General features: G+C 73.6%; 34 protein-coding genes. 9 read left to right on the top strand and 25 right to left on the bottom strand.

The genetic code is table 11. The features are described from left to right. Positions 1 to 21: 21 nt before the first annotated feature. The gene (locus ACYVJ4_RS05480; protein WP_460459103.1) at positions 22 to 957 is read right to left on the bottom strand and encodes a LysR family transcriptional regulator; all 936 of its coding nucleotides are present in this window, start codon (positions 955 to 957) and stop codon (positions 22 to 24) included. Between the two features lie 78 nt (positions 958 to 1,035). Between ACYVJ4_RS05480 and ACYVJ4_RS05485 the strand changes: the two genes are divergently transcribed. Both ACYVJ4_RS05485 and ACYVJ4_RS05490 read left to right on the top strand, forming a co-directional pair. After that, positions 1,036 to 1,944: a DMT family transporter gene (locus ACYVJ4_RS05485; protein ID WP_460459104.1), complete on the top strand. Its 909-nt coding sequence runs from the start codon at positions 1,036 to 1,038 to the stop codon at positions 1,942 to 1,944. A 34-nt stretch (positions 1,945 to 1,978) separates the two neighbouring features. After that, entirely contained in the window at positions 1,979 to 2,647 is a 669-nt protein-coding gene (locus ACYVJ4_RS05490) for a VOC family protein (RefSeq protein ID WP_460459105.1), read from the top strand. Here the strand turns inward: ACYVJ4_RS05490 and ACYVJ4_RS05495 are convergent. From ACYVJ4_RS05495 to ACYVJ4_RS05515, 5 genes are all read right to left on the bottom strand, one after another. Beyond that, positions 2,644 to 2,958 carry a hypothetical protein gene (locus tag ACYVJ4_RS05495; protein WP_460459106.1) on the bottom strand — a complete coding sequence of 105 codons (315 nt, stop codon included), beginning with the start codon at positions 2,956 to 2,958 and terminating at the stop codon, positions 2,644 to 2,646. The two genes, ACYVJ4_RS05490 and ACYVJ4_RS05495, sit on opposite strands and share 4 nt — an antisense overlap. A 142-nt stretch (positions 2,959 to 3,100) precedes the next feature. Further along, positions 3,101 to 3,457 carry a VOC family protein gene (locus tag ACYVJ4_RS05500; RefSeq protein WP_460459107.1) on the bottom strand — a complete coding sequence of 119 codons (357 nt, stop codon included), beginning with the start codon at positions 3,455 to 3,457 and terminating at the stop codon, positions 3,101 to 3,103. Further along, the gene (locus ACYVJ4_RS05505; protein ID WP_460459108.1) at positions 3,454 to 3,765 is read right to left on the bottom strand and encodes an ASCH domain-containing protein; all 312 of its coding nucleotides are present in this window, start codon (positions 3,763 to 3,765) and stop codon (positions 3,454 to 3,456) included. The genes ACYVJ4_RS05500 and ACYVJ4_RS05505 overlap by 4 nt, the downstream gene beginning before the upstream one ends. An 11-nt stretch (positions 3,766 to 3,776) precedes the next feature. Continuing rightward, entirely contained in the window at positions 3,777 to 4,283 is a 507-nt protein-coding gene (locus tag ACYVJ4_RS05510; protein WP_460459109.1) for a hypothetical protein, read from the bottom strand. 7 nt (positions 4,284 to 4,290) lie between these two features. Next, on the bottom strand, positions 4,291 to 4,620 hold the full coding sequence (locus ACYVJ4_RS05515; protein ID WP_460459110.1) for a cupin domain-containing protein: 330 nt from the start codon (positions 4,618 to 4,620) through the stop codon (positions 4,291 to 4,293). A 39-nt stretch (positions 4,621 to 4,659) separates the two neighbouring features. On the opposite strand from ACYVJ4_RS05515, the gene ACYVJ4_RS05520 reads away from it, so the two are divergent. Together ACYVJ4_RS05520 and ACYVJ4_RS05525 are read left to right on the top strand one after the other, a co-directional pair. After that, positions 4,660 to 5,568, top strand: coding sequence for a proline iminopeptidase-family hydrolase (locus ACYVJ4_RS05520; RefSeq protein ID WP_460459111.1), 909 nt, complete (start codon positions 4,660 to 4,662; stop codon positions 5,566 to 5,568). 21 nt (positions 5,569 to 5,589) lie between these two features. After that, positions 5,590 to 6,141, top strand: a complete 552-nt coding sequence (locus ACYVJ4_RS05525; RefSeq protein ID WP_460459112.1) for a DinB family protein — start codon at positions 5,590 to 5,592, stop codon at positions 6,139 to 6,141. Positions 6,142 to 6,145: 4 nt separating this feature from the next. On the opposite strand, the gene ACYVJ4_RS05530 is transcribed toward ACYVJ4_RS05525, so the two are convergent. Genes ACYVJ4_RS05530 through ACYVJ4_RS05540 form a run of 3 tightly spaced genes read right to left on the bottom strand, consistent with a single transcriptional unit; the run spans position 6,146 to position 8,923 of the window. Continuing rightward, a complete protein-coding gene (locus tag ACYVJ4_RS05530) occupies positions 6,146 to 6,769 on the bottom strand; it encodes a GerMN domain-containing protein (protein ID WP_460459113.1) in 624 nt (207 codons plus the stop codon). Continuing rightward, positions 6,766 to 8,145, bottom strand: coding sequence for a HAMP domain-containing sensor histidine kinase (locus ACYVJ4_RS05535; RefSeq protein WP_460459114.1), 1,380 nt, complete (start codon positions 8,143 to 8,145; stop codon positions 6,766 to 6,768). The genes ACYVJ4_RS05530 and ACYVJ4_RS05535 overlap by 4 nt, the downstream gene beginning before the upstream one ends. A gap of 19 nt (positions 8,146 to 8,164) precedes the next feature. Continuing rightward, on the bottom strand, positions 8,165 to 8,923 hold the full coding sequence (locus tag ACYVJ4_RS05540) for a winged helix-turn-helix domain-containing protein (RefSeq protein ID WP_460459115.1): 759 nt from the start codon (positions 8,921 to 8,923) through the stop codon (positions 8,165 to 8,167). Between the two features lie 124 nt (positions 8,924 to 9,047). Between ACYVJ4_RS05540 and ACYVJ4_RS05545 the strand changes: the two genes are divergently transcribed. Genes ACYVJ4_RS05545 through ACYVJ4_RS05555 form a run of 3 tightly spaced genes read left to right on the top strand, consistent with a single transcriptional unit; the run spans position 9,048 to position 10,131 of the window. Further along, positions 9,048 to 9,380: an STAS domain-containing protein gene (locus ACYVJ4_RS05545; RefSeq protein ID WP_460459116.1), complete on the top strand. Its 333-nt coding sequence runs from the start codon at positions 9,048 to 9,050 to the stop codon at positions 9,378 to 9,380. A gap of 2 nt (positions 9,381 to 9,382) precedes the next feature. After that, a complete protein-coding gene (locus ACYVJ4_RS05550) occupies positions 9,383 to 9,943 on the top strand; it encodes a hypothetical protein (protein ID WP_460459117.1) in 561 nt (186 codons plus the stop codon). After that, positions 9,919 to 10,131 (top strand): hypothetical protein, encoded by a 213-nt coding sequence (locus tag ACYVJ4_RS05555; RefSeq protein ID WP_460459118.1) that lies wholly within the window; start codon positions 9,919 to 9,921, stop codon positions 10,129 to 10,131. The genes ACYVJ4_RS05550 and ACYVJ4_RS05555 overlap by 25 nt, the downstream gene beginning before the upstream one ends. A 7-nt stretch (positions 10,132 to 10,138) precedes the next feature. On the opposite strand, the gene folP is transcribed toward ACYVJ4_RS05555, so the two are convergent. From folP to ACYVJ4_RS05605, 10 genes are all read right to left on the bottom strand, one after another. Continuing rightward, positions 10,139 to 10,945 carry a dihydropteroate synthase gene (gene folP, locus ACYVJ4_RS05560; protein WP_460459211.1) on the bottom strand — a complete coding sequence of 269 codons (807 nt, stop codon included), beginning with the start codon at positions 10,943 to 10,945 and terminating at the stop codon, positions 10,139 to 10,141. Between the two features lie 137 nt (positions 10,946 to 11,082). After that, positions 11,083 to 12,246, bottom strand: a complete 1,164-nt coding sequence (gene paaE / locus ACYVJ4_RS05565; RefSeq protein ID WP_460459119.1) for a 1,2-phenylacetyl-CoA epoxidase subunit PaaE — start codon at positions 12,244 to 12,246, stop codon at positions 11,083 to 11,085. After that, the gene (paaD, locus tag ACYVJ4_RS05570) at positions 12,246 to 12,767 is read right to left on the bottom strand and encodes a 1,2-phenylacetyl-CoA epoxidase subunit PaaD (protein WP_460459120.1); all 522 of its coding nucleotides are present in this window, start codon (positions 12,765 to 12,767) and stop codon (positions 12,246 to 12,248) included. The genes paaE and paaD overlap by 1 nt, the downstream gene beginning before the upstream one ends. After that, positions 12,764 to 13,537, bottom strand: coding sequence for a 1,2-phenylacetyl-CoA epoxidase subunit PaaC (paaC, locus tag ACYVJ4_RS05575; protein ID WP_460459121.1), 774 nt, complete (start codon positions 13,535 to 13,537; stop codon positions 12,764 to 12,766). The genes paaD and paaC overlap by 4 nt, the downstream gene beginning before the upstream one ends. Then, a complete protein-coding gene (gene paaB / locus ACYVJ4_RS05580) occupies positions 13,534 to 13,911 on the bottom strand; it encodes a 1,2-phenylacetyl-CoA epoxidase subunit PaaB (RefSeq protein WP_460459122.1) in 378 nt (125 codons plus the stop codon). The genes paaC and paaB overlap by 4 nt, the downstream gene beginning before the upstream one ends. Beyond that, positions 13,908 to 14,849 (bottom strand): 1,2-phenylacetyl-CoA epoxidase subunit PaaA, encoded by a 942-nt coding sequence (paaA, locus tag ACYVJ4_RS05585; protein WP_460459123.1) that lies wholly within the window; start codon positions 14,847 to 14,849, stop codon positions 13,908 to 13,910. The genes paaB and paaA overlap by 4 nt, the downstream gene beginning before the upstream one ends. A gap of 97 nt (positions 14,850 to 14,946) precedes the next feature. Continuing rightward, positions 14,947 to 15,537 carry a TetR/AcrR family transcriptional regulator gene (locus tag ACYVJ4_RS05590; RefSeq protein ID WP_460459124.1) on the bottom strand — a complete coding sequence of 197 codons (591 nt, stop codon included), beginning with the start codon at positions 15,535 to 15,537 and terminating at the stop codon, positions 14,947 to 14,949. Position 15,538: 1 nt separating this feature from the next. Next, positions 15,539 to 16,549 carry a 2-dehydropantoate 2-reductase gene (locus tag ACYVJ4_RS05595; protein WP_460459125.1) on the bottom strand — a complete coding sequence of 337 codons (1,011 nt, stop codon included), beginning with the start codon at positions 16,547 to 16,549 and terminating at the stop codon, positions 15,539 to 15,541. Positions 16,550 to 16,705: 156 nt separating this feature from the next. Beyond that, positions 16,706 to 17,662 (bottom strand): ribose-phosphate diphosphokinase, encoded by a 957-nt coding sequence (locus tag ACYVJ4_RS05600; protein ID WP_460459126.1) that lies wholly within the window; start codon positions 17,660 to 17,662, stop codon positions 16,706 to 16,708. 23 nt (positions 17,663 to 17,685) lie between these two features. After that, positions 17,686 to 18,276: a helix-turn-helix domain-containing protein gene (locus ACYVJ4_RS05605; RefSeq protein WP_460459127.1), complete on the bottom strand. Its 591-nt coding sequence runs from the start codon at positions 18,274 to 18,276 to the stop codon at positions 17,686 to 17,688. Positions 18,277 to 18,356: 80 nt separating this feature from the next. Between ACYVJ4_RS05605 and ACYVJ4_RS05610 the strand changes: the two genes are divergently transcribed. Together ACYVJ4_RS05610 and ACYVJ4_RS05615 are read left to right on the top strand one after the other, a co-directional pair. Beyond that, positions 18,357 to 19,298 (top strand): NAD(P)/FAD-dependent oxidoreductase, encoded by a 942-nt coding sequence (locus ACYVJ4_RS05610; protein WP_460459212.1) that lies wholly within the window; start codon positions 18,357 to 18,359, stop codon positions 19,296 to 19,298. Then, on the top strand, positions 19,295 to 19,816 hold the full coding sequence (locus tag ACYVJ4_RS05615; protein WP_460459128.1) for a DinB family protein: 522 nt from the start codon (positions 19,295 to 19,297) through the stop codon (positions 19,814 to 19,816). The genes ACYVJ4_RS05610 and ACYVJ4_RS05615 overlap by 4 nt, the downstream gene beginning before the upstream one ends. A 17-nt stretch (positions 19,817 to 19,833) precedes the next feature. On the opposite strand, the gene ACYVJ4_RS05620 is transcribed toward ACYVJ4_RS05615, so the two are convergent. From ACYVJ4_RS05620 to ACYVJ4_RS05645, 6 genes are read right to left on the bottom strand one after another with little or no spacing between them, the layout of a single operon-like run. Continuing rightward, positions 19,834 to 20,883: a zinc-dependent alcohol dehydrogenase family protein gene (locus ACYVJ4_RS05620; RefSeq protein WP_460459129.1), complete on the bottom strand. Its 1,050-nt coding sequence runs from the start codon at positions 20,881 to 20,883 to the stop codon at positions 19,834 to 19,836. A 19-nt stretch (positions 20,884 to 20,902) separates the two neighbouring features. After that, positions 20,903 to 22,075: a nucleotide sugar dehydrogenase gene (locus ACYVJ4_RS05625; RefSeq protein WP_460459130.1), complete on the bottom strand. Its 1,173-nt coding sequence runs from the start codon at positions 22,073 to 22,075 to the stop codon at positions 20,903 to 20,905. A 13-nt stretch (positions 22,076 to 22,088) separates the two neighbouring features. Next, on the bottom strand, positions 22,089 to 22,724 hold the full coding sequence (locus ACYVJ4_RS05630) for a 3-oxoacid CoA-transferase subunit B (RefSeq protein WP_460459131.1): 636 nt from the start codon (positions 22,722 to 22,724) through the stop codon (positions 22,089 to 22,091). A gap of 1 nt (position 22,725) precedes the next feature. After that, positions 22,726 to 23,523 carry a CoA transferase subunit A gene (locus tag ACYVJ4_RS05635; protein ID WP_460459132.1) on the bottom strand — a complete coding sequence of 266 codons (798 nt, stop codon included), beginning with the start codon at positions 23,521 to 23,523 and terminating at the stop codon, positions 22,726 to 22,728. 60 nt (positions 23,524 to 23,583) lie between these two features. Beyond that, complete coding sequence (locus tag ACYVJ4_RS05640) at positions 23,584 to 24,771, bottom strand: thiolase family protein (RefSeq protein WP_460459133.1); 1,188 nt, start codon at positions 24,769 to 24,771, stop codon at positions 23,584 to 23,586. Positions 24,772 to 24,782: 11 nt separating this feature from the next. After that, positions 24,783 to 25,202 (bottom strand): PaaI family thioesterase, encoded by a 420-nt coding sequence (locus ACYVJ4_RS05645; RefSeq protein WP_460459134.1) that lies wholly within the window; start codon positions 25,200 to 25,202, stop codon positions 24,783 to 24,785. Positions 25,203 to 25,248: the final 46 nt, after the last annotated feature.

Raw genomic sequence — 25,248 nt, forward strand, 5'->3', positions numbered from 1 at the left:
TGCAGCCCTGGGAAAGCAGGGCTAGGCATGCACAACGTGATCAACTGCGGCGCCGGCCTCGCGGGTGGCGGCGTCGTGGAGCGCGGCGGCCACCGCGGCCACCGTCGGCGGTGACGTCCGCCGCGTGAGCACGTAGACCAGCCGCTCGACCCCGCCCTCGGCCAGCGGCCGGACGGCGACACCGGGCGCCTCGTGGGCGTGGATCAGCTCGGGCAGCAGCGTCGCGGACCCGGTGGTGCGTGCCAGCTCGAGCAGGATCAGGAAGTCGTCGGACGTGTGCCGGACGTCGGGCTCGAAGCCGCCGAGCTGCCGGCACACCCGCAGGTGCATGGCGTGGTGACCGGTGCTCGGCTGGCACGCGGCCCAGGGCATGTCGGCGAGGTCGGCCAGCGCGACGCGCTCGGCGGCAGCGGCGGGGTGCGAGGCCGGCAGCACCAGGTGGATCGCCTCTCGCAGCAGGGTCTCGCGCACCAGGTCGTCGTGGAGGGGCCGCGGCTGCTCGGCGTACTCGTCGCCGATGACGACGTCGAGGTGCTGCAGCCGCAGCGCCGGCACCGACTGCTCGACCTCGGCCTCGGTGACCTCGACCCGGATGTCGGGGTGCGACCGCGCCAGGGCCGCGACCGCTGGGGCGACCAACCGGATCACCGCGGACTGGAACGCCGCGACCCGGACCACGCCGGCCAGCCGCCCCGCCGCGACCGCCGCCAGCTCGGCCTCGGCCGCCTCGACCTCCGCCAGCAGCGTCTCGGCGCGCGCCACCAGCACCAGCCCGGCCGAGGTGAGCCGCACGGTGCGACCCACCCGTTCGAGCAGCGGCGTGCCCGCCTCGCGCTCGAGCACCGCCAGCTGCTGCGAGACGGCGCTGGTCGAGTACTGCAGCGCCGCGGCGGCCGCGGCGAGGGTGCCGCGGGCGTGCACCTCGCGCAGCAGCCGCATGCGGTGGAGGTCCAGCATCCGTCCAGGTTATGCGGACGGTGCACCCCAGGAAAGCGTGATGGACGTGGACGGTCGTCGGGCCTCACGCTGGACGACGTGGGACCTCTCCTCTGCCTCGGGTCCGCCGTCGGCTTCGGGCTGATGGCGGTCTTCGCCAAGCTCGCCTACGCCGAGGGCGTCACGGTCGACGCCCTGCTCGTCGTCCGGTTCGGGCTGGCGGGGGTCGTGCTGCTCGCGGTCTGCGTCGCCCGCCGCTCGCTCGCCGGGCTCGGCCGCCGAACGGTGCTCGCCGGCCTGGGCATGGGCACGTTCGGCTACGCCGTGCAGGCCGGCCTCTACCTGGCCGCCGTCTCGCGGGTCGACGCCTCGCAGGTCGCGCTGGTGTTCGCGATCTACCCGGTCACGGTGATGGTGGGCGCGATCCTCGTCGGTCGCGAGCGGGCCTCGCGCCGCCGGCTGGTGGCGCTCCTCATGGCGCTCGCCGGGATCGCGGGCGTCCTGGGTGGCGCGGGCGCCGGTGGCGGCTTCGACGGCGTCGGGGCCCTGCTCTCGCTCGGGTCGGCGCTGGTCTACACCTGCTACATCCTGGTCGGCGACCGCGTGGTGGGGGACGTCCCGCCCGTGCCGCTGGCCGCGCTGGTCTGCACCGGCGCGCTCGTGAGCTGCACCGCCGCCAGCCTGCTGACCGGCGGCCCGGACCTCACCTTCGACGCCACCGGGTGGAGCTGGCTCGTGGTGCTGGTGCTCGTGAGCACCGTCGGCTCGATCCTGATGTTCTTCGCGGGGCTCGCGCGGGTCGGGCCGACCGTCGCCGCGCTGCTGTCGGCGGTCGAGCCCGTCGTGACCGTGCTGAGCGCCGCCGTGGTCTTCCGCGAGAGCCTCACGGCGCTGCAGGTGCTGGGTGGCGTGCTGGTGCTGGGGGCGGTCACCGTCGTCCAGTGGCCCGGCCGACGTCCGAGCGATGCGCCCGCGGTCGAGCACGCCGAGGTGCTCGTCAGCCACTGACGAGTCGTGGGACGGTGGGCGCGGAGGTGGCCGCATGAGCGAGCGAGGTTGGCGGGCCTTCCTGGCGGCCGAGGGCCTGGACGACTGGGTCGTGCTGCACGGCGGCGCTGTCGCGGTCTACCGGACGTCGTCCCTGGCCGAGGCCGGACGCCTGGCCGACGCCGTGTCGCGGGTCCCGGACCTCGAGGGGACGGGAGCGCTGGTGACGGTCGGCGACGGCCGGGTCTCGGTCCGGCTGACGAGGGGTGTGTTCCGCGTCGAGGACCAGCACGTCGTCCTCGCGCGGGAGATCAGCCGGGTCGCCCACGCCTACGGCGCGACGCCCGATCCCGCTGCGGCGCAGGAGGTGCAGCTCGCGATCGCTGCGCAGCCTGAGGCGGTCGAGGTCGGCTTCTGGCGGGCGGTGCTCGGCTACGACAGGTTGGCGGACGACAACGGGGCCGACCCGCTGGGCCACGGCTCCACGGTGTGGCTGCAGGAGCTCGACCCGGCCAAGCCGCTGCGCCACGCCATGCACGTCGACGTGTCGGTCGGTCGCGACCAGGCCGAGGCGCGGGTGCAGGCGGCGCTCGCCGCTGGCGGGCGGGTCGTCGACGACTCGGACGCGCCGGCCACCTGGATCCTGGCCGACGCCGCCGGCAACAAGGTGTGCGTCACCTGCTGGCCCGACGGTCCGATCCCCCGGTCCTGGCAGCGGCCCTAGGCGTCGTGCCGCTCGAGCCGGCGCCACTCGTCCGCGGCGCGCTCGAGCGCCGCGGTGAAGTCCGTCACGACGTCGCGCAGCAGGCGTGCCTTGTGGAGGGCGTTGCGCACCGCGGCCTCGTCGCTCGCGGCGAAGTCGAGCGTGGCGATGCGGCCGGAGTCGGCGATGACGAGCTCGCCGTCGACGGAGTGCTCGTCGGCGTCCCCCTGCCGGCGGTACGTCTCGACGCGGCAGTCGGCGATCACGTAGGCGCCCGCGTGGAACCCACGACGGTTCAGGAAGCGGCGCCGGTAGAAGCGCTGGGTGGTCATGTGAAGCCTCTCTCGCCCGACCTGGTGGTCAGGCTCGGTGGGTCGGCCTCACGTGCCACCTCCTCTGGTCTGCGGACACTCAGCGCGAACCACCACGGTAGGCCGCGGCGCCGAGCGCTCGCACCAGGTTTCCGACCGACGCTCAGACGAGCACGAGGCAGAACGGGTGGCCCGCGGGGTCGGCGAAGACGCGGAAGGTCTCACCACCGCCGGCCAGCCGGGTGCCACCGGCCGCCACGACAGCGGCCTCGCCGTCGTCCAGGTCGTCGACCCGCACGTCGAGGTGCATCTGGAGCCGGGAGTCGTCGTCCGGCCAGGCAGGCGGCGAGTGGTCGGGCGCTCGTTGGAACGCCAGCCCCGGGCGGTCCGCTGCGTCGCCGATCACGACCCAGTCGCCCTCGTCCTGCACCCGGACCATGCCGAGCAGCTCCTGGTAGAACGTCGCCAGCGGGTCGGGGTCGGGGCAGTTGACCACCAGGCCGTGCCAGCGTCCGATCATGGGTCGATCCTGCCACCGGGTGCCGGAACCACGTGGAGCTCGACCCGGTGCACGAGCGTGTCGTCGTGCACCGGCCCGGCATGGGCGGCCCTGCGGCGCAACGACTCCAGGTCGGGCTCGCCCGACGCCCGGACGTCCTCGTCGGTCAGCGCGGAGAAGGGCATCACCTCGATCGCGTCGACCTCGACCACGACGCCGGCCGTGCGGTACCGCCCGCCGACCCTGACCTGGGGGCGTGCCCACAACCGCACGGACACCGTGATCTGCCCGCGCCGCAACGGTTCTCGGAGGTCGGGGCTGAATTGCACGGAACCCCCGGTCAGCGGACCCGGAGGCCGTCGACCGGCAGCACGGGGTACTTCCGGCACGCGGCAGGGGTGGCCCGCTCGAGGTCCGAGCCATAGCTGCTCAACGGCTTTCTCTGCCCCGTTCGGGCACCGCCGTCCACCGGGTCACCCACGTGCAGCACCGTCGGCGGGGTGAACTGGTCGCCCGCGACGTGGATCGCGAGCCGGCCGTCCTCCGTGCCGACCTCGGTGCCGGAGGCGAACAGCAGCAGCACCGGTGAGGGCTCGTGGAATCCCACGCACCCGCTCGGGAGGACGGCCAGCGTCCCGCCGACCCCGACTCCGCCGACGTCACCCTCGTACGCCTCCGTCTCCATCAGGACGTGCGTCCCCTTCACGGTGCGCACCGCCGTGTCCGGGTGCGTCTCGTGGTGGTAGAACTCGTAGACCGCGTTGCCGACGAGGCCGAGCACAGCGCAACCGACGAGCAGCACGACCGCCCGGCGCCCTGCGAGCACCAGCTTCGACTCGGTCCGCACAGCGCCCTCAGACCAGCGACGACCGGTAGCGCTGCCAGACCTCTGCCTGGTCGACGCCGGGCTCGTGCAGCGCGCTGATCAGCTCGTCGATCTCGGGCGTCATGATGCACAGCACCCGGGCGCCGACGTCGTCCACCGTCGCGAAGGTGTGGGCCGACCCGGCCGGCACGACGTGGTGGTCGCCGGCCTCCAGGCGGTGCCGCGTGCCGTCGTCCTCGACGTCGAGGCGTCCCTCGAGGACGACGAAGGCCTCGTCGCCGTGGTGGTGCACGTGCCGCGGGGCCTGGTCGCCGTCGTACGGCGCCAGCTCCCACTCGCGCACCACGAAGTCGGTCATGGGCCGACGGTAGACCCAGCGCGGCCGTAGCGTGACCCCATGACGACGACCGAGGGCTACGCGCCGTTCGACGAGCACCAGACCTGGTACCGCGTGGACGGCGAGCTGCCGGCCGGCGACGACGGACCCGCGCCGCTCGTGGTGCTGCACGGCGGTCCGGGTGCGACGCACGAGTACCTGCTGCCGCTGCTCGACCTGGCCGAGCCGCGGCGGGGTGGTCGCGCCGTCGTGCTGTACGACCAGCTCGGCAACGGTCGCTCGACCCACCTGCCCGACCGGGGCGAGGACTTCTGGACCGTCGACCTCTTCGTCCGCGAGCTCGCGAACCTGTTGCGGCACCTGGGGATCGAGCAGCGCTACCACGTGCTCGGGCAGTCCTGGGGTGGCTTCCTCGCCCAGGAGCACGCCCTCACCCAGCCCGCCGGTCTGCGCTCGCTCGTGCTGTCGAACACCGCCGCGTCGTTCCCCGCGTTCCTCGCCGAGGCCAACCGGCTGCGCGCCGACCTGCCGCCCGAGGTCGAGGCGACGTTGCGCCGGCACGAGGACGCCGGCACCACCGACGACCCCGAGTACGCCGCGGCCTGCCAGGTGTTCTACGACCGGCACGTCTGCCGCGTGGTCCCCAACCCCGAGCCGGTGCAGCGCGCCTTCGCCGCCATCGAGGACGACCCGACGGTCTACCACACGATGAACGGCCCCTCGGAGTTCCACGTCATCGGCAGCATCCGCGACTGGACGTCGGCCGACCGGCTCGGCGAGATCGACGTCCCGGCGTTCGTGGTGTGCGGCCGTCACGACGAGGCCGCGCCCGCGCTGCAGGAGGTGCTCGTCGACGGCATCGCCGACACCGAGCTGCGGATCTTCGAGGAGTCCTCGCACATGCCGTTCTGGGAGGAGCGCGAGGAGTACCTCACGGCCGTGGGCGACTGGTTGGCCCGTCACGACTGAGCGGCGTGCCACCATGCGCGCATGAGCGAGTCGGGGCTGACCGAGGACGACTTCTCGCCGGGGTGGGCCGACGACGACCGTCCCCGCATCCCGCGCGTCGCGGCCGAGCGCGAGGCGCTGGCCGCCTACCTCGACAACTACCGCGCGACGGTCGAGATGAAGTGCCGCGGCATCAGCGCCGAGCAGGCGCGCTCACGGCCGCTGCCGCCGTCCACGCTGTCGCTGCACGGGCTGGTGCGGCACCTGGCCGGCGTCGAGCGCTGGTGGTTCCAGCAGAACTTCGAGCGCCGCGACGTGCCGTTCCTGTTCTTCACCACCGATGATCCCGACCTCGACTTCGACCCGCCGGACGACGCCGACTTCCAGTCCGACCTCGCGACCTGGCGCGAGGAGTGCGCGGTGTCCCGCGATATCGTCGCCGCGCACGACCTGGACGACACCGCCCGCCCGCTGGACTGGCACGAGGACGTCGACCTGCGGTGGCTGGTGCTGCGGATGATCGGCGAGTACGCCCAGCACTGCGGGCACGTCGACCTGCTGCGCGAGGCGATCGACGGCCGCACCGGCGTCTGAGCGCTCAGCTCTGCGGCGTCGGCTCCGGGAGCAGCTCGCGGTAGTCCGAGCGGTGCAGCGGGCTCGACGTCAGGGCGCCGCCCGGCAGCGGCACCTCCACCGGCACCCCGTCGCGCACCAGCCTCACGCCGTCGATCCCGTCGACCGACGTCGCCGTCAGCACCAGCTGGCCGATCGCGAGCGGGAGGCGGTCGGCTGACGGGTCCTTCAGCGCCGCCTGCACCTGCAGGTCGACGACCTGGTCGTGCACCGAGACCAGCGTGATCTGGACGCCTGGCGCGAGCGCCGTGCTCAGCCCGTCCGCCCGCTCGGCCTCGGTCGGCCCGGCCGCCAGCTGCGCGAACAGCGCCGAGAGCACCCGCGGCGTCGTCACCTCCTGCGAGAGGTCGACCGCCGACGGCACCGCCTCGAGCAGCTGGTCGCCGCGCAGCAGGTAGGTCTGCGGCTGGGACGCCTCGGTCCGCCCGAGCTTGGTCGACGGTGGTGCGGCGGTCGCGGCCGGACCCAGCAGCCCGTACGGCACGGCGCCGTCGTCGACCGGCCGCGCCTCGCCGTCCTGCGGCAGCCCGCACCCGCCGAGCAGCGCCGCGACGGCCGCCGCGGCCACGACCCACGCCCGCGCCCTCATGACGTCCCCGCCTCGACGAGCGGCAGCCGGACGACGAAGCGCGCCCCGCCGCCCGGACGGTCGGCGCACCCCACGTTGCCGCCGTGCGCGTGCACGGTCTCGGCCACGAGCGACAGCCCCAGCCCGGTGCCCCGTCGCGACCCGCGCGAGCCCGCGCGCACGAAGCGCTCGAAGATGCGCTCGCGCTCGTCGGCGGGCACCCCCGGGCCGGTGTCGTCGACCGCGACCAGCGCGTACGGGCCCGACCGCTCCACGTGCACCGCGTGCAGCCCGCCCGCGTGCAGGTCGGCGTTGTCGAACAGGTTGAACAGCGCCCGGTTGAGCTGCTGCTTGTCGACCCGGACGACGAGCGGCTCGTCGGGCACCTGAGCCGTGCCCTCGCGATGGCTGTCGACGAGCGCGTGCTGCACCAGGTCGCGCAGGTCGACGTCGCTGAGGTGCTGCACCGCCACGCCGGCGTCGAGCCGGCCGAGCTCGAGCAGGTCCTCGAGGGAGTGCTGGAACCGCTCGAGCTCGGTCGCCACCAGGTCGAGCGCCTGCTGCGAGCGCTCGGGCAGGTCCTCGCGCCGCCGCTGCAGCACGTCGACGCTGGTCACCAGCGTGGTGAGCGGCGAGCGCAGCTCGTGGCCGATGTCGGCGGCGAAGCGGGCGTCGCGCTGGATCCGGTCGTCGAGCGCCTCGACCATCGCGTTGAACGATCCGACGATCGTGGCCAGGTCGGGGTCGTCGGTGCTGGGCAGCCTCGTGCTGAGCTCGCCGGCCGAGATGCGCGCGGCGGCCGAGGCGACGTCGTCCAGCGGCTTGACCACCTGGCGCGAGGCCCAGCGGCCCAGCAGCGCGCCGACCACCGTGGTGGCGCCGGCGAACACCACCAGCACGACGGCCAGGGTCTGCAGGGTGCGGCGCAGCTCGGTGGTGCTGGTGAGCTCGAAGAACTCGGCGCCGACGGCGGGCAGCGGCACGCCGACCGTGAGCACGGCGCCGTCCGGGCCCTGCGACCAGACCATGACCGAGCGGCCGTCCTCGACCGTGCTGCGGGCGGCAGCGGGCACCGCCGCGGCGTCCGACTGCAGCGACGACGAGAACCAGCGGCCGCCGCGGTGCACGACGACGTCGGAGTCGGCCGGCGGCGCGACGTCGCCGAGGACGTCGCTCACGCGCGCGCCGCTGGTCAGCAGGCCGTCGCGGACGTACGACGCGTCGGCGAACGCCTGACGCATGGCGCTGCTCTCGCGCTGCTCGATCAGGTAGTGCCGCACGACGAAGTAGGTGCCGGCCGCCAGCACGACCGACAGCAGCAGCGCACCGGCCGCGAAAGCCGTCGTCACGCCCGCCCGCAACCCCCAGCGCGGACGACGCAGCCGCAGCGGGCTCATCGGGTGCTCACCACGGTCGTCACCGGCGGTCGAGCCGGTACCCCAGGCCGCGCACGGTGACGACGAGCTGCGGCGCGCTCGGGTCGCGCTCGATCTTGGTGCGCAGCCGGCGGATGTGGACGTCGACGATGCGCTCGTCGCCGAAGAAGCCGCGGTCCCAGACGCGCTCGAGCAGGGTGCGGCGGCTCAGCACGTGGCCGGCGGGCGAGGCGAGCTCGCACAGCAGCCGGAACTCCGTCAGCGTCAGGTGCACCTCGTCGTCGCCGCGCCGCACGGCACCGGCGTCGAGCGCCAGGACGAGCGGCCCGTCGGAGGCGTCCAGGACCACGGTGCCGCGAGCGGTGCCCTTCTCGCCCGCCCCGTCGGCGCCGGCGGGTGCTGCACCGGGGGCGGTGCCGTCGTCCGTCGTGGACGTCGGCGGGCGGCGCAACAGCGCGCGCAACCGAGCGCTGATCTCCTTGACCACGAACGGTTTCGTGACGTAGTCGTCGGCCCCGGCCTCGAGCGCGGCGACGATGTCAGGGGTGCCGGTGCGGGCGCTCACCACGATGATCGGGGCCTGGCTGACCGGACGCGCGCGCCGGATGAACGTGAAGCCGTCCATGCCGCCGAGCATGAGGTCGACCAGCATGAGGTCGACCGGCTCCTCGTGCACGGTCGTCAGGGCGTGCTCGGCGTCGGCGTGCTGCACGACGTCGTAGCCCTCGTCCTCGAGCGCGAGCGCGAGGGAGCTGCGGATCCCGTCGTCGTCCTCCAGCACGAGGAGCCGCGTCGCCATGGGTCCATGATGCCTGCCGCCGCGAGGTGCTCGACCGCCTGCGGCGAGGTCTCCACGCAGTCGTCAACAAACCGCAAACTGCCCGTTCCGCCGTTCGTCACATCCGCTCGGCACAGTGGTCGTCATGGAGCTCGCGAGCACGCCGACCGGCCGCACCGTGGTGGTGCCGCTGGACGACGCGCTCCCTGCCCAAGGGGTCGTCGAGCTGCGGCACCGGCTGCGCGAGGTGCTCGCCGCCGGTGACGCGCGGCTCGTGGTCGACGTGGCCGGGGTCGACCGGGTCTCGTCGGCGGTCGTGGCGGCGCTGCTGTGGGCGACCCGCCAGGGCCGCGCCCGGGGCGTCGAGGTCGTGATCCGCGGCGCCGGCCAGCACGGCCAGGGGCTGCTCGGTCCGGGGCTGCTGGGCCGCACGGGGCTGGGGGACGTGCTGCAGGTCGAGCCGGCGGGGAGGGGGTGAGCGTGGCGGTCGAGGTGCGGTCCGAGGCCGCGCTGCGCCCGCACCGGCCGCCGGTGCGCGTGCAGGTGTCCGGTGGGTGGACGGTCACCAGCTCGTCCAGCCGGCCCGACGACGTCCGGCTGGACGTCGTCGACGGCGTGCTGCGGCTCACGGTCGAGGACGGCGGCGGGAACAGCCGCGAGCGCACCACCGTTGTCCTGCAAGCCGACGGAGAGGTGACGGTGGACGCCGGGGCCATGCCCCCGGCCCTGCTCGTCTCCCCGAGGTCGGCGCGGACCCTGCCGGCGGTGCCGGGAGTGCCCGAGACGGTGCGGTTCGACACGGGGCAACGACTGCTCGTACTGTCTGCCGACGCCCTCGACGCGCTCCCCGAGTCGTTGGTGCACGTGCTCCAAGCACTACCCGAGCAGGTGACCGGTCGCGAACCGGCCGTCCTGCTCGGCGAGCTGTTCGCCGACCTGCCAGGGGGCAGCGGCGTGATCGTCGCCCGACGGCCGGCCCTCGTGCCGGCCACGGGCACCGACCAGGAGGAGGCGACATGGGGATCAGCGCAGCATTCCTGAACGAGCTCGGCGAGCAGCGGGAGGCGGCGGTGCGCGAGCTGCATGCCGCGCAGGCCGTCGGTGACGACATCGCGGCCGCGGACGCCCAGGCCCGGGTCGAGGACCTCGACGAGCTGCTCTCGCGCAACGGCGGTGGCGACGTCCGGATCGACCTCGACGTGGTCGACCCCCTCGTCCGCGCCTGCTGACCCGCGCTCAGAGGTTGTGGGCTTCGCGGGCCGGGTCGCGCCAGCCGAGCACGGCCTCGGTGAACCGCACGGCCTGGACGGCGGCTGCGACGTCGTGCACCCGCAGGATCCTCGCGCCCTGCAGCACGCACAGCACGTGCGCCGCCGTGGTGCCGGCGCCGATCGCCTCCTTGGGCTGCCCGAGCGTCTCCTGGATGAAGTCCTTGTTCGACACCGCCGCGAGCAGCGGGTAGCCGAGCACCGCGAGCTCGTCCAGGCGCCGCGTCAGCTCGAGCGAGTGGCGGGTGTTCTTGTTGAGGTCGTGCCCCGGGTCGACCACCAACCGCTCGGCCGGCACCCCGTGCGCCAGGGCCACGCCCACGCGGTCGACCAGCAGCGAGCGCACCTCGTCGACCACGTCGTCGTACCGCGGGCTGGGCAGCGGCGTCAGCGGCGCGGCCTTGCTGTGGCACACGACGAGCACGCCGCCCTCGGCCGCCGCGACGTCCGCCATGTGCGGGTCCCGCAGCCCCGAGGTGTCGTTGATCGCGTCCGCGCCCGCGGCCAGGGCCGCCTGCGCCACCAGCGGCCGGAAGGTGTCGACCGAGATCACGGCGTCGGTGACCTGGCGCGTCGCCTCGACCAGCGGGACGACGCGCTCGGCCTCCTCCTCGGGTGACACCTGCTGCGCGATGGGCGAGAACGGCACGCCGCCGATGTCGACCCAGTCGGCGCCGGCGTCGACGGCCGACCGCACGGCACCCAGTGCCGGCTCGAAGTCGAAGGTGGAACCGTTGTCGTAGAACGAGTCTCGCGTGCGGTTGACGATCGCCATGATCGCGACCTGCCGCGAGAAGTCGAAGGTGCGAGCGCCGAAGGTTCGCACCGATCCGGCCGGGCCGAGGTCGGGCACGACGGCGGCGCCGACGCGCGGGACGGCGGAGGGCTCGGGGGTCACCCCCGCATCATCGCTCAGGCGTCGAAGTCGACGACGAGCCGGTCGGACGTCGGCACCGACTGGCAGGCCAGCGCGAAGCCCTCGGCGATCTCGTCGGGCTCGAGCGCGAAGTTGCGGCTCATCTCGACGTCGCCCTCGACCACCTTGATCCGGCAGGTGCCGCAGACCCCGCCCTTGCAGGCGAACGGGGCGTCGGCGCGCACGGCCAGCGTCGCGTCGAGCACCGACCCCTCGTCGGGCATCGCGAACGTCGTCGAGCGGCCGTCGAGCCGCACCGTCACCTGGCAGCCGGCGTCGCCACCGGTGCCGCGCGGGCGGGCCAGGCGCGGCGGCTCGCCGTCGACGTGGAACAGCTCGAGGTGCACCGCGGAGTTTGCGACCCCGCGGGACACCAGGCTCTCGCGCACCTGCTGCACCAGCTCGAACGGCCCGCACAGCAGCCACTCGTCGACCGTGTCGACCGGGACGACGGACTCCAGCAACGTGCCCAGCTTGGCGTCGTCGATGCGGCCGAAGAGCAGGTCGGCGTCCTGCGGCTCGCGCGAGAGGACGTGCACGAACTGCAGCCGCTGCGGGAAGCGGTCCTTGAGGTCGGACAGCTCCTCGACGAACATCACCGACCCGCTGTCGCGGTTGCCGTAGACCAGCGTGACCGTGCTCTCGGGCTCGGTCTCGAGCACCGCCGGCAGGATCGACATGACCGGCGTGATGCCGCTGCCGGCCACGACGGCCACGTAGTGCTTGCGGTGCGCGGGGTCGAGCGGCACGCCGAACCGGCCGGCCGGCGTCATGACGTCCAGCTCGTCGCCGACCGACAAGCCGGTGCGGGCGTGGGTGGAGAACACCCCGCCCTCCAACGACTTCACCGCCACCTGCAGCAGGCCGGACGACGGCGGCGCGCAGATCGAGTAGCTGCGCCGCACCTCCTCGCCGTCGACGGTCGTGCGCAGCGTCAGGTGCTGCCCGGGCTGGAATCGGTAGGCCTCCCGCAGCTCGTCCGGGACGTCGAAGGTGAGCGTGACGGCGGAGTTCGTCAGCTGCCCGATCCCGCTGAGCCGCAACGGGTGGAAGGCGCCGTGGCTGCGCGCCGACACCTGGGGCGCGGTGCTCGTGGTGCCGGTGCCCGGGCCGGTCTCGGTCAGGTCCGCGGTGGAGTCCGCGGTGGTGTGGTCGGTCACTAGATCGCCTTGAAGTGGTCGAAGGGCTCGCGGCAGGACTCGCACCGCCACAACGACTTGCAGGCCGTGGAGCCGAAGCGCGACAGCTCGCTGACGTCGGTCGAGCCGCACTGCGGGCACGCCGGCCGGTGAGCGGCGGCATCGGCGGAGGGGCGCCCCAGGGTGAGCGGCACCGGGCCGGCCGACCGACGTCCGGGAGGGGCGATGCCGTACTCGGCCAGCTTGCGGCGTCCCCCGTCGCTCATCCAGTCGGTGGTCCACGCGGGGGTGAGCACCGTGCGGACCCGCACCTCGGCGAACCCCGCCGACCGCACCGCCTGCCGGACGTCGTCCTCGATCGTGCCCATGGCCGGGCAGCCGGAGTACGTGGGCGTGATGACGACGTCGACCGCGCCGTCGTCGGCGAGGTCGACCGAGCGCAGCACGCCGAGGTCGGCCACGGTCAGCACCGGGACTTCGGGGTCCGGCACGGCGGCGGCTGCGGCCCGAGCGGCGTCGAGGGCCGGGAGGGTCGCGGTCACCACGTCGCCCCCGGGTGCGCGCGGTGCAGCCCCTGCATCTCGTCGAGCATCTCGGCCAGTGCCGGCGTGTGGTCGCCCCGGCGTCCGCTGCCCGGAGCGGCCGGCTGCACCGGCTCGGCCAGCGTGGCGCGCTCGACGACGTCGGCGACGTAGGTGTCCCAGCCGGCGCGCAGGGTCGACGGGTCGACAGCCACGCCGGCCTCGACCAGCCGCGGGTCGACCGTCGAGCCGTCGAACAGCTCGTCGACGTACGGCCACACGGCGTCCAGCCCGGCCTGCATGCGGCGGTGGCTCTCGTCGGTGCCGTCACCCAGCCGCAGCGTCCACTCGGTGGAGTGGTCGCGGTGGTAGGCGACCTCCTTGACCGCCTTGGCGGCGACGCCCGCGACGGTCTCGTCGGCGCTGTGCTGCAACGCCTCGTACAGCGCGAGCTGGTAGGTCGAGAACGCCAGCAGGCGCGCGGTCGAGACCGCGAAGTCGGTGTTGGGCAGCTCGACCAGCTGGACGTTGGTGAACTCGCCGGCGTCCCGCAGGTAGGCCAGGTCGTCCTCGTCGCGACCGGCGCCCTCGAGCTCGCCGGCGCGCGTCAGCAGCGTGCGGGCCTGGCCGAGCAGGTCGAGCCCGATGTTGGCGAGGGCGACGTCCTCCTCGAGCTGCGGCGAACGGGTGATCCACTGGCCGCACCGGTGCGCCAGCACCAGGGCGTCGTCGGCGAGGCCGAGGACGTACGCAGCGCGCGCGCCGTCGTCCGGCGTCTGCTCGGTGCTCACAGGTGCTGCACCTCGTCGGGGATGTCGTAGAACGTGGGGTGCCGGTAGACTTTGTCGGCGGCGGGGTCGAAGAAGGCGTCCTTCTCGTCCGGGCTGCTCGCGGTGATCGAACCGCTCGGCACCACCCAGATGCTCACGCCCTCGCCCCGCCGCGTGTACAGGTCGCGCGCGTTGCGCAGGGCCATCTCGGCGTCCGGCGCGTGCAGCGACCCGACGTGCCCGTGCGACAGCCCACGACGGGCGCGCACGAACACCTCCCACAGCGGCCAGTCGCGCCGGTTGGGCGTGGGCGTCGAGGCCGGGACGCCGGACGTCGGCACCGCACCGTGCCCGCCCTCGGCGGTCAGGTCGCCGCCGGTGGTCGGCTCGCTCATGCCACGGCCCCGCGCGCCCGCACGGCCTGCTTGTCGGCGTAGGCCAGCGCGGCGTCGCGCACCCACGCACCCTCGGCGTGCGCCCCCGCCCGGCGCTCCATGCGCTCGGCGTTGCACGGGCCGTTGCCCTTGATGACCTCGTAGAACTCGGTCCAGTCGATCTCGCCGAAGCGCCAGTGGCCGGACTCCTCGTCGAACCGCAGCTCGGGGTCGGGCAGCGTCAGCCCGAGCACCTGGGCCTGCGGCACGGTCATGTCGACGAAGCGCTGGCGCAGCTCGTCGTTGCTGTGCCGCTTGATGCCCCACGCCATGGACTGCGCCGAGTTGGGGGAGGCGTCGTCCGGCGGACCGAACATCATCAGGCTCGGCCACCACCAGCGGTCGACCGACTCCTGCGCCATCGCGTGCTGCTCCGGGGTGCCGTGGCTCAGCGTGTGCAGGATCTCGAAGCCCTGCCGCTGGTGGAACGACTCCTCCTTGCAGATGCGCACCATCGCGCGGGCGTACGGGCCGTACGAGCAGCGGCAGATCGGCACTTGGTTGACGATCGCGGCGCCGTCGACGAGCCAGCCGATCGAGCCCATGTCGGCCCAGCTGAGCGTGGGGTAGTTGAAGATCGAGGAGTACTTCTGCTTGCCGCTGTGCAGCAGGTCGAGCAGCTCGGACCGGTCGATGCCCAGCGTCTCGGCGGCCGAGTAGAGGTAGAGGCCGTGGCCCGCCTCGTCCTGCACCTTCGCCATGAGGATCGCCTTGCGGCGCAGGCTCGGTGCGGCGTCGATCCAGCCGCCCTCGGGCTGCATGCCGATGATCTCGGAGTGCGCGTGCTGGGCGATCTGGCGGATCAGCGTCTTGCGGTAGCCCTCTGGCATCCAGTCGCGCGGCTCGATCCGCTGGTCGTCGGCGACGAGCGCGTCGAAGCGCTCCTGCTGCTGGTCCACGGCACTCTCCTTCGAACCGACCGATCGGTCGGTTCAAGTATGTCGGTGCCTGCCGTCGTCCGCAACCACCCTGCTCGGGGCGCGGGGCGGGGGCTCGTCAGGCGGGGGAGCGCAGGCCGTCGAAGGCGAGCCGGACGACGGCGTCGGCCAGGTCGTCCGCGCCGGCTCCCGCCTCGCCCGGCCCGGCCGGGTCGTACCACTCGACCAGGGAGTTGATCAGGCCGAACAGCAGCCGCGCGACCAGGCCGGGGTCGACGTCCGCGCGCACGTCGCCGTCCGCCGCGGCCTCCTCGACCAGCCCGCGCACGAGGTGGTCGAACCGGCGCCGCTGGCCCAGGGCCCACCGCTCGGTCTCGGAGTTGCCGCGCACCCGCAGCAGCAGCGTCACGTACGGCAGCCGCTCGACCAGCACCGCCACCTCGCGCCGCACCACGTGCTCGAGCCGGTCGATGGCCCGCCCCTCGCGCGCGGCGGGCTCGTCGACGACGGCGAACAGCGGCTCGACCGCGCGGTCGAGCGCGAGCCGCAGCAGCTGCTCCTTGGACTCCACGTGGTGGTACAGGGTCGACTTCGACAGCCCGGCCGCGTCGGCCAGGTCGCCCATGCTCGTGCCGTCGAACCCGCGCTCGGTGTAGACCCGCACCGCGACCTCGAGCAGCGACTCCAGGTCGTGCCGGCGGCGGGCCACGTCAGCCGGCTTCCGGGTAGAGCCCGCGCGCCCGCGCCGCGACCCGGGTCAGGCCGAGCAGCGCGTCGGTGAACGGCGTCCGGACGTCGACCGCCTGCGCCAGCTCGCGCACCGCGGTGACGAGGGCGTCCAGCTCGACGGCGCGGCCGGCGTCGGCGTCCTGCAGCATCGAGGTGCGCATCGGCCCCATCGACCGGGTGATCTCGAGGCGCTCGTCGACGTCCTGGCGCACCGGGGTGCCGATCCGCTCGCCCACCTCGCGGGCCTCGAGCATGACCTCGCGGACCAGCTGCTCGACCAGCTCGTCACCGACGATGCGGTCCATCGTCGTGCCGGTCAGCAGCGAGATGGGGTTCATGGTCATGTTGCCCCAGAGCTTGAACCACACGTCGTCCTGGATCCGCTCGGATGCCGTGACGTCGAACCCGGCGGCGGAGAGCAGCGCCTGCACCGCCTGCAGCCGCTCGCTCGGTCCGCCTGCCGGCTCGCCGATGATCAGCCCGCGCTTGGTGCCGTGCACCACGACGCCCGGGGACGACGTGCTCGCGCTCAGGTGCACGACGCACCCCAGCACCTGGGACGTCGGCAGCGCGGCGGCCACCGCGCCGTCCGGGTCGACGCTGCGCAGCCGCAGGCCGTCGACCGGTCCGCCGAGCCCGTCGCAGAACCACCACGGCACGCCGTTCATCGCCGGCACCACCACCGTGCGCTCGCCCACGAGCGGTCGCAGCGAGGGTGCGAGCTCGGGCAGCGACTGCGCCTTGACCGCCACGACGACCACGTCGTGCACGCCGAGGTCGTCGGCCGAGCTGCTCGCCGTGACGGGCCCGGTGACGAGAGCGCCGTCCTCGTGCAGCTGCCACCCGTTGTCGCGCAACGCTTCCAGCGTCGCCCCGCGGGCCAGGGCGGACGTCGTCGTGCCGGTTGCCGCCAACCGCGCACCGATCATGCCGCCGACCGCTCCGGCGCCGACGACGCACACGCGCAGGTCAGGGACGTCCGGGCTCGGCATGGCGCGAGGCTACCCCGCGCGCTCGTGGCAACCCTCGGCCGATCGCCGCCGGAGGCGAGCAGTCGCCGACAGGTTTCCCGCCCCGGCCGGCGGCGCCGAGCACGAGCCGGCTCGTCCGCCGGCCAGAACCTGTCACGGACTGCTCGCGCCGCCGGGTCAGCCGTGGGTGACGACGTCCGAGAGCAGGCTGCTCACCGACTCGCCGCGGTGGATGCGCCCGATGGCGTCGGCGAACAGCGGCGCGATCGAGCGCACCTCGAGGTTGGGCAGCTCGTAGTGGTCGCCCTGCGGCACGGTGTTGGTGGTGATGATCTCGTCGACGTCGTCGCGGGACGACAGCCGCTTGATGGCCGGACCGGTGAACAGCCCGTGCGTGCAGGCGAGCGACACTTGGCGGGCGCCCTGCTCCTGCAGCACGTCCAGCAGCTCGCAGACCGAGCCCGCGGTGGCGATCTCGTCGTCCAGCACGACGACGTCCCGGCCCTTGACGTCACCCACGATCGCGTCGATGACGACCGTGTCGTCGGCCAGCCGGCGCTTGCTGCCCGCGGCGACCGGCACGCCCAGCAGCCGCGCGAACTGCGTCGCCGGCTTGGCGTTGCCGAGGTCGGGCGAGACGACGACGGTGTTCGACAGGTCCTTGCCCTTGAAGTGCATCGCCAGCTCGGCGATCGCCGACAGGTGGTCGACCGGCACCGAGAAGAAGCCGTGCACCTGCGGCGCGTGCAGCGCCATCGTGAGCACGCGGTCGGCGCCGGCCGTCGAGATCAGGTCGGCGACGAGTCGGCCGCCGATCGAGATGCGCGGCGCGTCCTTCTTGTCCGAGCGCGCGTACGCGTAGTGCGGGATCACGGCCGTGATCTGCGCCGCGGACGCGCCGCGCGCGGCGTCCATCATCAGCAGCAGCTCGACCAGGTGGTCCTGCACGGGCGGCACGAGCGGCTGCACGACGTAGACGTCGCGCTGGCGGCAGTTGGCGCGCAGCTGCACCTGCAGGCAGTCGTTGCTGAACCGCTGCACGTGGGAGGGGGCCAGCTCGACCCCCAGGTCGGAGCAGATCTCGGCCGCCAGCTCGTGGTGCGCGCTGCCGCTGAAGACCACGATGTCGCCCATGGCGACCAGCGTACGGGCCGCCGTCAGGCGGGGGAACGCCGCGGCCGGGCCCGCACGTGCACCCGCTCGCCCTGCGGTCCGAACAGGCTGAGCACCTCGACCGGACGACGGTCGGCCGGCCCGAACCAGTGCGGCGTGCGGGTGTCGAACTCGGCCGCCTCGCCGGCCTTCAGGACGACGTCGTGCTCGCCCAGCACCAGCCGCAGCTTCCCGCTCAGCACGTACAGCCACTCGTAGCCCTCGTGCGAGGCGGGCGTCGGCTCGGCCGGGACGTCGCTCGCCCGGCCGGGCATCAGCGTCTTGAACGCCTGCACGCCACCGGGGTTGCGGCTGAGCGGCACGATCGTCTGGTCGCCCCGACGGATGGGCTTGCCGTGCACGCGGGGGTCGTCGACCGGTGGTGCGCCCACCAGCTCGTCCAGCGGCACCTGGTAGGCGCGGGCCAGGGGCAGCAGCAGCTCCAGCGTCGGCTTGCGCCCTCCGGACTCGAGCCGCGACAAGGTGCTCACCGAGATGCCGGTGCGCTCGGCGAGGGCGGCCAGGGTCGCGCCGTCCTGCTGCCGCAGCGCCCGCAGCCGAGGTCCGACGGTGGTCAGCACGTCGTCGTCCGTCATGCCGAGCAGTTTGCCGTTCCGGCAACAGAAGTTGTCAAGCCAGGGACCGGCGGGTGACGGTGCTGGCGGAGGTGGTCGAGATGACCGGAGCAGGAGCGGCGTACGACGTCGTGGTGGTGGGTGGTGGTGCGGCCGGGCTGAGCGGTGCGCTGATGCTGGCGCGGTCGCGCCGGTCGGTGCTGGTGGTCGACGGCGGCTCGCCGCGCAACGCGCCGGCCGAGGGGGTGCACGGCTTCATCTCGCGCGACGGTGTGCCGCCCGGCGAGCTGCTGGCCACCGGCCGCGCCGAGGTGCGGTCGTACGGCGGGGACGTCGTGCACGGCGTCGTGCGCGCCGCCACCCGGGTGCGGGGCGGGTTCGACGTGCGGCTCGACGACGACCGGGTGGTGCGGACGCGGCGGCTGCTGGTGGCGACCGGCGTGGTCGACGAGCTTCCCGACGTCCCGGGCCTGCGCGAGCGGTGGGGGCGGGACGTCGTCCACTGCCCCTACTGCCACGGCTGGGAGGTGCGCGACCAGCCGATCGGCGTGGTGTCGACCGGCGAGATGTCGGTGCACCAGGCCCTGCTGTTCCGGCAGCTGAGCTCCGATGTGGTGCTGCTGCAGCACGACGGCCCGGCGCCGACGCCCGACGAGGCGGTTCAGCTGGCCGCGCTCGGCGTGCCCGTCGTCACCGGGCGCCTGCAACGGGTCGTCGTCGAGGACGACCGGATCACCGGCGTCGAGCTGGACGACGGCCGCGTGCTCGCGCGCTCGGTGCTCGCGGTGGGGTCGCGCGTCGTGGCCCGCTCTGCCCTGCTGACCTCGTTGGGGCTGGTGCTGGTCGAGGCGGCGCACGGCTCGTGGTTCGAGGCCGACCTGACGGGCCGCTCGGCCGTGCCCGACGTCTGGCTGGCCGGCAACGTGTCGAGCCCGATGGCGCAGGTGGTCGCCTCTGCGGCCGCGGGCGCCATGGCGGGCGCGGCGATCAACGCCGACCTGGTGCAGGAGGACGTCCGCCGCCTGGTAGACACCTCGGCGTGACCGACACCTCCAGCCCCGCCGACGCCCGGGTCGACCCGCCGCTGACCGCCGACGAGCGGACGACGCTCACCACCTTCCTCGACTGGCACCGTGCCACGCTCGAGCACAAGTGCGCCGGGCTCGACGACGACCAGCTGCGCCAGCGGGCGGCGGCGCCCTCGACCCTGTCGCTGCTCGGGCTGGTGCGGCACCTGGCCGAGGTCGAGCGCACCTGGTTCCGCCGGGTGCTCGACGGCGAGGACGTCGGGCTGGTCTGGTCGGACGAGCGCGACTTCCAGGCCGCCTACGAGCCGGCGGGGTCGGTCGAGGAGGCGTGGGCGGCGTGGCGGCACGAGGTGGCCCGTGCCCGCGAGATCACCGACGCGGCGCCGTCCCTCGACGTCACAGGCTTGCACCAGAAGTGGGGCGAGCACGTCTCGCTGCGCTGGGTGCTGGTGCACATGGTCGAGGAGTACGCGCGGCACAACGGCCACGCCGACATCGTGCGCGAGGCCGTCGACGGCACCACCGGCGAGTAGCCGGCCCGGCTGGGACGTCAGGGCTGGACGAACGCCTTGACCGTCGTCCGCTCGTCCATGGCCCGGTAGGCCTCGGCGATGTCCGCCAGCGCGAACGTCCGGTCGAAGACGCGACCCGGGTCGATCGCCCCCGACCAGACGTCGGCGAGCAGCTCGGGCAGGTAGGCGCGCACCGGCGCGACGCCGCCGCCGACGGAGACGTTCGACGAGAAGAGCTGGCCGATGGGCAGCTCGGGCCCGCCGGCGGGGACGCCCACGTAGCCGACGCGACCGCCGGGTCGCGTCGAGTCGATCGCCTGCGCCATCGACTCCTTGGTGCCGACGCACTCCAGCACCGCGTCGGCTCCGACGCCACGGGTGAGCTCCTCGATCCGCTCGACGCCCTCGTCGCCGCGCTCCTCGACGATCTCGTCGGCACCGAAGGCCCGGGCGAGCGCCTGGCGGTCGGCGTGCCGCGACATCGCGATGACCCGCTCGGCGCCGAGGCGCTTGGCGGCGAGGACGGCGCAGAGCCCGACCGCGCCGTCACCGACCACCGCGACGGTCTGGCCGCGGCCGACGTCGGCCGAGAGCGCGGCGTGGTGTCCCGTGCCCATGACGTCCGACAGCGTGAGCAGCGAGGGCACGAGGGCGTCGTCCGGCATCTCCGGCGTGGCGACGAGCGTGCCGTCGGCCATCGGCACGCGCACCAGCTCGCCCTGCCCGCCGTCGATCATCCGGCCGTCGTCGTCCTCGCTGCCCCACCACTGGCCGTTGTCGCAGGAGGTCTGGATCCCGTTGCGGCAGTGGGGGCACGTGCCGTCGCTCAGGGCGAACGGCGCGATGACGAAGTCGCCCACGCGCACCGTCGAGACGTCGCTGCCGACCGCCTCGACGACGCCGACGAACTCGTGGCCGATGCGGGTCGCGCGCTTGACCTCGCGCACGCCGCGGTAGGGCCAGAGGTCGGAACCGCAGACGCACGAGGCGACCACGCGGACGACGGCGTCGCCCGGCAGCTGCACGGTCGGGTCGGGGACGTCCTCGAGCCGGATGTCACGGGTGCCGTGGATGAGGGTGGCGCGCATGGCGCCAGCCTGCCACGCGTCAGGCGTCGCCGCCGAACAGGTCCCGGGTGTAGACCTTCTCGGCCACCGGCTCCAGCTCGTGCACCATGCGGTTGGCGACGATCACGTCGCACAGCTCGTTGAACTCGGCCAGGTCGCGGATCACCCGCGAGCCGAAGAAGTGGTCGTCGTGCAGCTCGGGCTCGTACACCACGACCTCGACGCCCTTGGCCTTGATGCGCTTCATGATGCCCTGCACGCTGCTCGACCGGAAGTTGTCGCTCTCGGACTTCATGATCAGCCGGTGGATGCCCACGACGGAGGGACGACGGCGCAGGACGTCGGAGGCGATCCAGTCCTTGCGGGTGCTGTTGGCGTTGACGATCGCCTCGATGAGGTTCTGCGGGACGTCGCGGTAGTTGGCCAGCAGCTGCTTGGTGTCCTTGGGCAGGCAGTAGCCGCCGTACCCGAACGACGGGTTGTTGTAGTGCGTGCCGATGCGCGGGTCGAGCCCGACGCCGTCGATGACCTGGCGCGGGTCGAGGCCGTGGGTGGCCGAGAAGGTGTCGAGCTCGTTGAAGAACGCGACGCGCATCGCCAGGTAGGTGTTGGCGAAGAGCTTGATGGCCTCGGCCTCGGTGCTGTCGGTGAGCAGCACCGGCACGTCGGGGTCGAGCGCCGCCTCGCGCAGCAGCTCGGCGAACTCGGCACCGCGCTCGCTGCGGTCGCCGACGACGATGCGGGAGGGGTGCAGGTTGTCGTGCAGCGCCTTGCCCTCGCGCAGGAACTCCGGGCTGAAGATGACGCGGGCGCCGGTGCGGGCGACGAGATCCGCGGTGAAGCCCACCGGGATGGTCGACTTGATGACCATGACGGCGTCCGGGTTGTGCTTCGTGACGTCGGCGACCACGCCCTCGACGGTGCTGGTGTCGAAGTAGTTGGTCTCGGGGTCGTAGTTCGTCGGCGTCGCGATCACCACGAACTGCGCGCCCTCGTAGGCCTCGGCCGGGTCCGTCGTCCAGGTGGCGTCGAGCTCGTGCTCGGCCAGGAACGTCTGGATGCCCTCGTCGGTGATCGGGCTGCGGCCGGCCTTGAGGCCCTCGACCCGGGCCTCGTCGACGTCCAGCGCCACGACGTGGTGCCGCTGGGCCAGCAGGACCGCGAGGGAGAGGCCGACGTACCCGGTGCCGACGACGGCGATGCGCGTGCTCATGGCGACCAGTCTCTCAGGGGCCGGCCACGACCGGGGCGCCGGTCGCGTCCTGCACCTGCTCGAGGGTGACGCCCTCGGCGAGCTCGACGAGCGCGAAGTGGTCGCCGGCGACGTCCAGCACGGCGAGGTCCGTGACGACCCGGTCGACCACGCCCTTGCCGGTGAGCGGGAGGTCGCAGGCGGCGAGCAGCTTGGGGCTGCCGTCCTTGGCGACGTGCTCCATCAGCACGATGACCTTCTTGGCGCCGTGGACGAGGTCCATCGCGCCGCCCATGCCCTTGACCATCTTGCCGGGGATCATCCAGTTGGCGATGTCGCCGGACGTCGACACCTGCATCGCGCCCAGCACCGCGGCGTCGATCTTGCCGCCGCGGATCATGCCGAAGCTCAGGGCCGAGTCGAAGTACGACGAGCCGGCCTGCACCGTCACGGTCTCCTTGCCGGCGTTGATCAGGTCGGGGTCGACGGCGTCCTCGGTCGGGTAGGCGCCGACGCCGAGGATCCCGTTCTCGGACTGCAGGACGACGTGCACGCCGTCCGGCAGGTGGTTGGGGATCAGCGTGGGCAGGCCGATCCCGAGGTTGACGTAGGAGCCGTCGCTCAGCTCGCGGGCTGCACGGGCGGCCATCTGGTCGCGGGTCAGCGGCATGTCAGGCCTCCTGGTTCGGCACGGGCTCGGCGGCGGCGCGGACGGTGCGCTTCTCGATCCGCTTGTCTGCGGCCTGCTCGGGCGTCAGCGCGACCACCCGGTGCACGTAGACGCCGGGGAGCTGGACGTCGTCCGGGTCGATCTCGCCCGGCTCGACCAGCCGCTCGACCTCGGCGACGGTGACCCGGCCGGCCATCGCGACGACCGGGTTGAAGTTGCGCGCGGACTCGTGGAACACGAGGTTGCCGTGCCGGTCGCCGACCGCGGCACGCACCAGCGCGAAGTCGGTGACGATCGACTCCTCGAGGACGAACTCGCGCGTCTCGCCCGCGACCTCGAACGGCCGGACCTCCTTGGGCGGCGACGCCTTCGCGACCTCGCCGTCGCTGCTGTAGCGCCACGGCAGCCCGCCCTCGGCGATCTGCGTGCCCACGCCGGTGGGGGTGTAGAACGCCGCGATCCCGGCGCCCCCGGCGCGCAGCTTCTCGGCCAGCGTGCCCTGCGGCGTGAGCTCGACCTCGAGCTCGCCGGCGAGGTACTGGCGGGCGAACTCCTTGTTCTCGCCGACGTACGACGCCGTCACGCGGTTGATCCGCCCGGCGCCCAGCAGCACGCCGAGGCCCACGCCGTCGACGCCGCAGTTGTTCGAGACCACCTGCAGGTCCTTGGCGCCGCCCTCGAGCAACGCGTCGATGAGCACCGACGGGATGCCGCAGAGCCCGAACCCGCCGACCGCCAGGCTGGCGCCGTCCTGCACGTCGGCGACGGCCTCCGCGGCGCTCGCCACGACCTTGTCCACGTCTGTCTCCCTCGTCATCCGTGCGGTGGTGGCGTCACCCTAGCCGGGGCGGCGGAGGGCTCAGGCCTCCAGGACGACGGCGACGCCCTGCCCGACGCCGATGCAGAGGGCGGCCAGGCCGAAGCCGCCGCCCCGGGCCCGCAGGCCGTGCGCGAGGTGGCCGAGCACGCGGCCGCCCGAGGCGCCGAGCGGGTGGCCGAGCGCGATGGCGCCGCCGTCCGGGTTCACGACGTCGGGGTCGAGCCCGTCCCACGCGGCCAGGCACGCGAGCGACTGGGCCGCGAAGGCCTCGTTGAGCTCGACCTGCACCAGGTCGCCCCAGCCGATGCCGGCGCGGGCCAGCGCCGTCTCGGCCGCCTGCACGGGGCCGATGCCGAACACGTCGGGGTCGACGCCGCTGACGCCGGACGACACCACCCGGGCGATGGGCTCGCGGCCGGCGGCCCGCGCCCCGGCCGCGGAACCGAGCAGCAGCGCGCTCGCGCCGTCGTTCAGCGGGGAGGCGTTGCCGGCGGTGACCGTGCCGCCCTCGCGGAACACGGGAGCGAGCGTCGCCAGCTTCTCCGGGGTGGAGGTGGCGCGGATCGACTCGTCGCGCTCGAGGTCGGTGCCGGGCACCGCCACGACCTCGGCCTCGTAGCGGCCGGCCTCCCACGCGGCGTGCGCCAGCTGGTGGCTGCGGGCGGCGAAGGCGTCCTGCGCCTCGCGACCGATGCCGTGCAGGTCGGCCAGGTGCTCGGTGCTCTCGCCGAGGCTGGTCGTCCACGCGCCGGGCATCTCGGGGTTCACCATCCGCCAGCCGAGCGTCGTCGAGTGCAGCGTCTCGTGCCCGCGCGGGTACGGCGTCGACGGCTTCGGCAGCACCCACGGCGCCCGGCTCATCGACTCGACGCCACCGGCCACGACGAGGTCGGCGTCGCCGGTCGCGATGGCGCGACGGGCCTGGATCGCGGCCTCGAGACCGCTGCCGCACAACCGGTTCACGGTCGCGCCCGGCACGGACGTCGGCCAGCCCGCGAGCAGCACGGCCATCCGCGCGACGTCCCGGTTGTCCTCGCCGGCGCCGTTCGCGTCGCCGAGCAGGACGTCGTCGACGCGGGCCGGGTCGAGGTCGGGGGAGCGGTCCGCGAGCGCCCGCAGGACGTGCGCGGCCAGGTCGTCCGGCCGCACCCCGGCCAGGGCCCCGCCGTACCGGCCGAACGGCGTCCGGACGGCGTCGAGGACGAAGACGTCGGCGAGCTCGGTCACGGTGGCCCTCCTCAGCCGCGGCCGGCGAGGTTCTGCAGGCGCACCTGCCCGCGCGCCACCAGCCGGTCGCCGCTGTCGCGCGTCTCGACCACCCAGACCTGCTGCGAGCGGCCGCGGTGGATCGGCGTCCCGACGGACGTCAGCTCGCCCTCGCGCACGGCGCGGTAGAAGTCGGTCTGGTTCGAGACGCCGACGACCTGCCCCTGGTCGCCGAACCACACGGTGGCCGCCACGCTCGCGACGGTCTCGTGGATCCAGGCGTGGATGCCGCCGTGCAGGATGCCCGCTGGCTGGTGAACGGCCGGGACGACGTTCCAGCGCACCCGCATGACGTCGCCGGTGAGCTCGTCGACGGTCAGCCCGATGGTGTCGCCGACGACGCCGAAGACGCCGTCGGGGAACTGGTCGGCGACCGAGCTGCCGATGGACATGCGGACCTCCTGCGGACGACGTCGGGCGCGTCCGCCGAGCATGCCA

The sequence above is a fragment of the Angustibacter peucedani genome, assembly GCF_054779595.1.

Bases quoted from the DNA above. Each gene is read 5' to 3' on its own strand.
- ACYVJ4_RS05480 (WP_460459103.1), bottom strand. From the start codon at position 957: ATGCTGGACCTCCACCGCATGCGGCTGCTGCGCGAGGTGCACGCCCGC.
- ACYVJ4_RS05490 (WP_460459105.1), top strand. From the start codon at position 1,979: ATGAGCGAGCGAGGTTGGCGGGCCTTCCTGGCGGCCGAGGGCCTGGAC.
- ACYVJ4_RS05495 (WP_460459106.1), bottom strand. From the start codon at position 2,958: ATGACCACCCAGCGCTTCTACCGGCGCCGCTTCCTGAACCGTCGTGGG.
- ACYVJ4_RS05500 (WP_460459107.1), bottom strand. From the start codon at position 3,457: ATGATCGGACGCTGGCACGGCCTGGTGGTCAACTGCCCCGACCCCGAC.
- ACYVJ4_RS05515 (WP_460459110.1), bottom strand. From the start codon at position 4,620: ATGACCGACTTCGTGGTGCGCGAGTGGGAGCTGGCGCCGTACGACGGC.
- ACYVJ4_RS05520 (WP_460459111.1), top strand. From the start codon at position 4,660: ATGACGACGACCGAGGGCTACGCGCCGTTCGACGAGCACCAGACCTGG.
- ACYVJ4_RS05525 (WP_460459112.1), top strand. From the start codon at position 5,590: ATGAGCGAGTCGGGGCTGACCGAGGACGACTTCTCGCCGGGGTGGGCC.
- ACYVJ4_RS05530 (WP_460459113.1), bottom strand. From the start codon at position 6,769: ATGAGGGCGCGGGCGTGGGTCGTGGCCGCGGCGGCCGTCGCGGCGCTG.
- ACYVJ4_RS05535 (WP_460459114.1), bottom strand. From the start codon at position 8,145: ATGAGCCCGCTGCGGCTGCGTCGTCCGCGCTGGGGGTTGCGGGCGGGC.
- ACYVJ4_RS05540 (WP_460459115.1), bottom strand. From the start codon at position 8,923: ATGGCGACGCGGCTCCTCGTGCTGGAGGACGACGACGGGATCCGCAGC.
- ACYVJ4_RS05545 (WP_460459116.1), top strand. From the start codon at position 9,048: ATGGAGCTCGCGAGCACGCCGACCGGCCGCACCGTGGTGGTGCCGCTG.
- ACYVJ4_RS05555 (WP_460459118.1), top strand. From the start codon at position 9,919: ATGGGGATCAGCGCAGCATTCCTGAACGAGCTCGGCGAGCAGCGGGAG.
- folP (WP_460459211.1), bottom strand. From the start codon at position 10,945: ATGGCGATCGTCAACCGCACGCGAGACTCGTTCTACGACAACGGTTCC.
- paaB (WP_460459122.1), bottom strand. From the start codon at position 13,911: ATGAGCGAGCCGACCACCGGCGGCGACCTGACCGCCGAGGGCGGGCAC.
- ACYVJ4_RS05595 (WP_460459125.1), bottom strand. From the start codon at position 16,549: ATGCCGAGCCCGGACGTCCCTGACCTGCGCGTGTGCGTCGTCGGCGCC.
- ACYVJ4_RS05600 (WP_460459126.1), bottom strand. From the start codon at position 17,662: ATGGGCGACATCGTGGTCTTCAGCGGCAGCGCGCACCACGAGCTGGCG.
- ACYVJ4_RS05605 (WP_460459127.1), bottom strand. From the start codon at position 18,276: ATGACGGACGACGACGTGCTGACCACCGTCGGACCTCGGCTGCGGGCG.
- ACYVJ4_RS05610 (WP_460459212.1), top strand. From the start codon at position 18,357: ATGACCGGAGCAGGAGCGGCGTACGACGTCGTGGTGGTGGGTGGTGGT.
- ACYVJ4_RS05620 (WP_460459129.1), bottom strand. From the start codon at position 20,883: ATGCGCGCCACCCTCATCCACGGCACCCGTGACATCCGGCTCGAGGAC.
- ACYVJ4_RS05625 (WP_460459130.1), bottom strand. From the start codon at position 22,075: ATGAGCACGCGCATCGCCGTCGTCGGCACCGGGTACGTCGGCCTCTCC.
- ACYVJ4_RS05630 (WP_460459131.1), bottom strand. From the start codon at position 22,724: ATGCCGCTGACCCGCGACCAGATGGCCGCCCGTGCAGCCCGCGAGCTG.
- ACYVJ4_RS05645 (WP_460459134.1), bottom strand. From the start codon at position 25,202: ATGTCCATCGGCAGCTCGGTCGCCGACCAGTTCCCCGACGGCGTCTTC.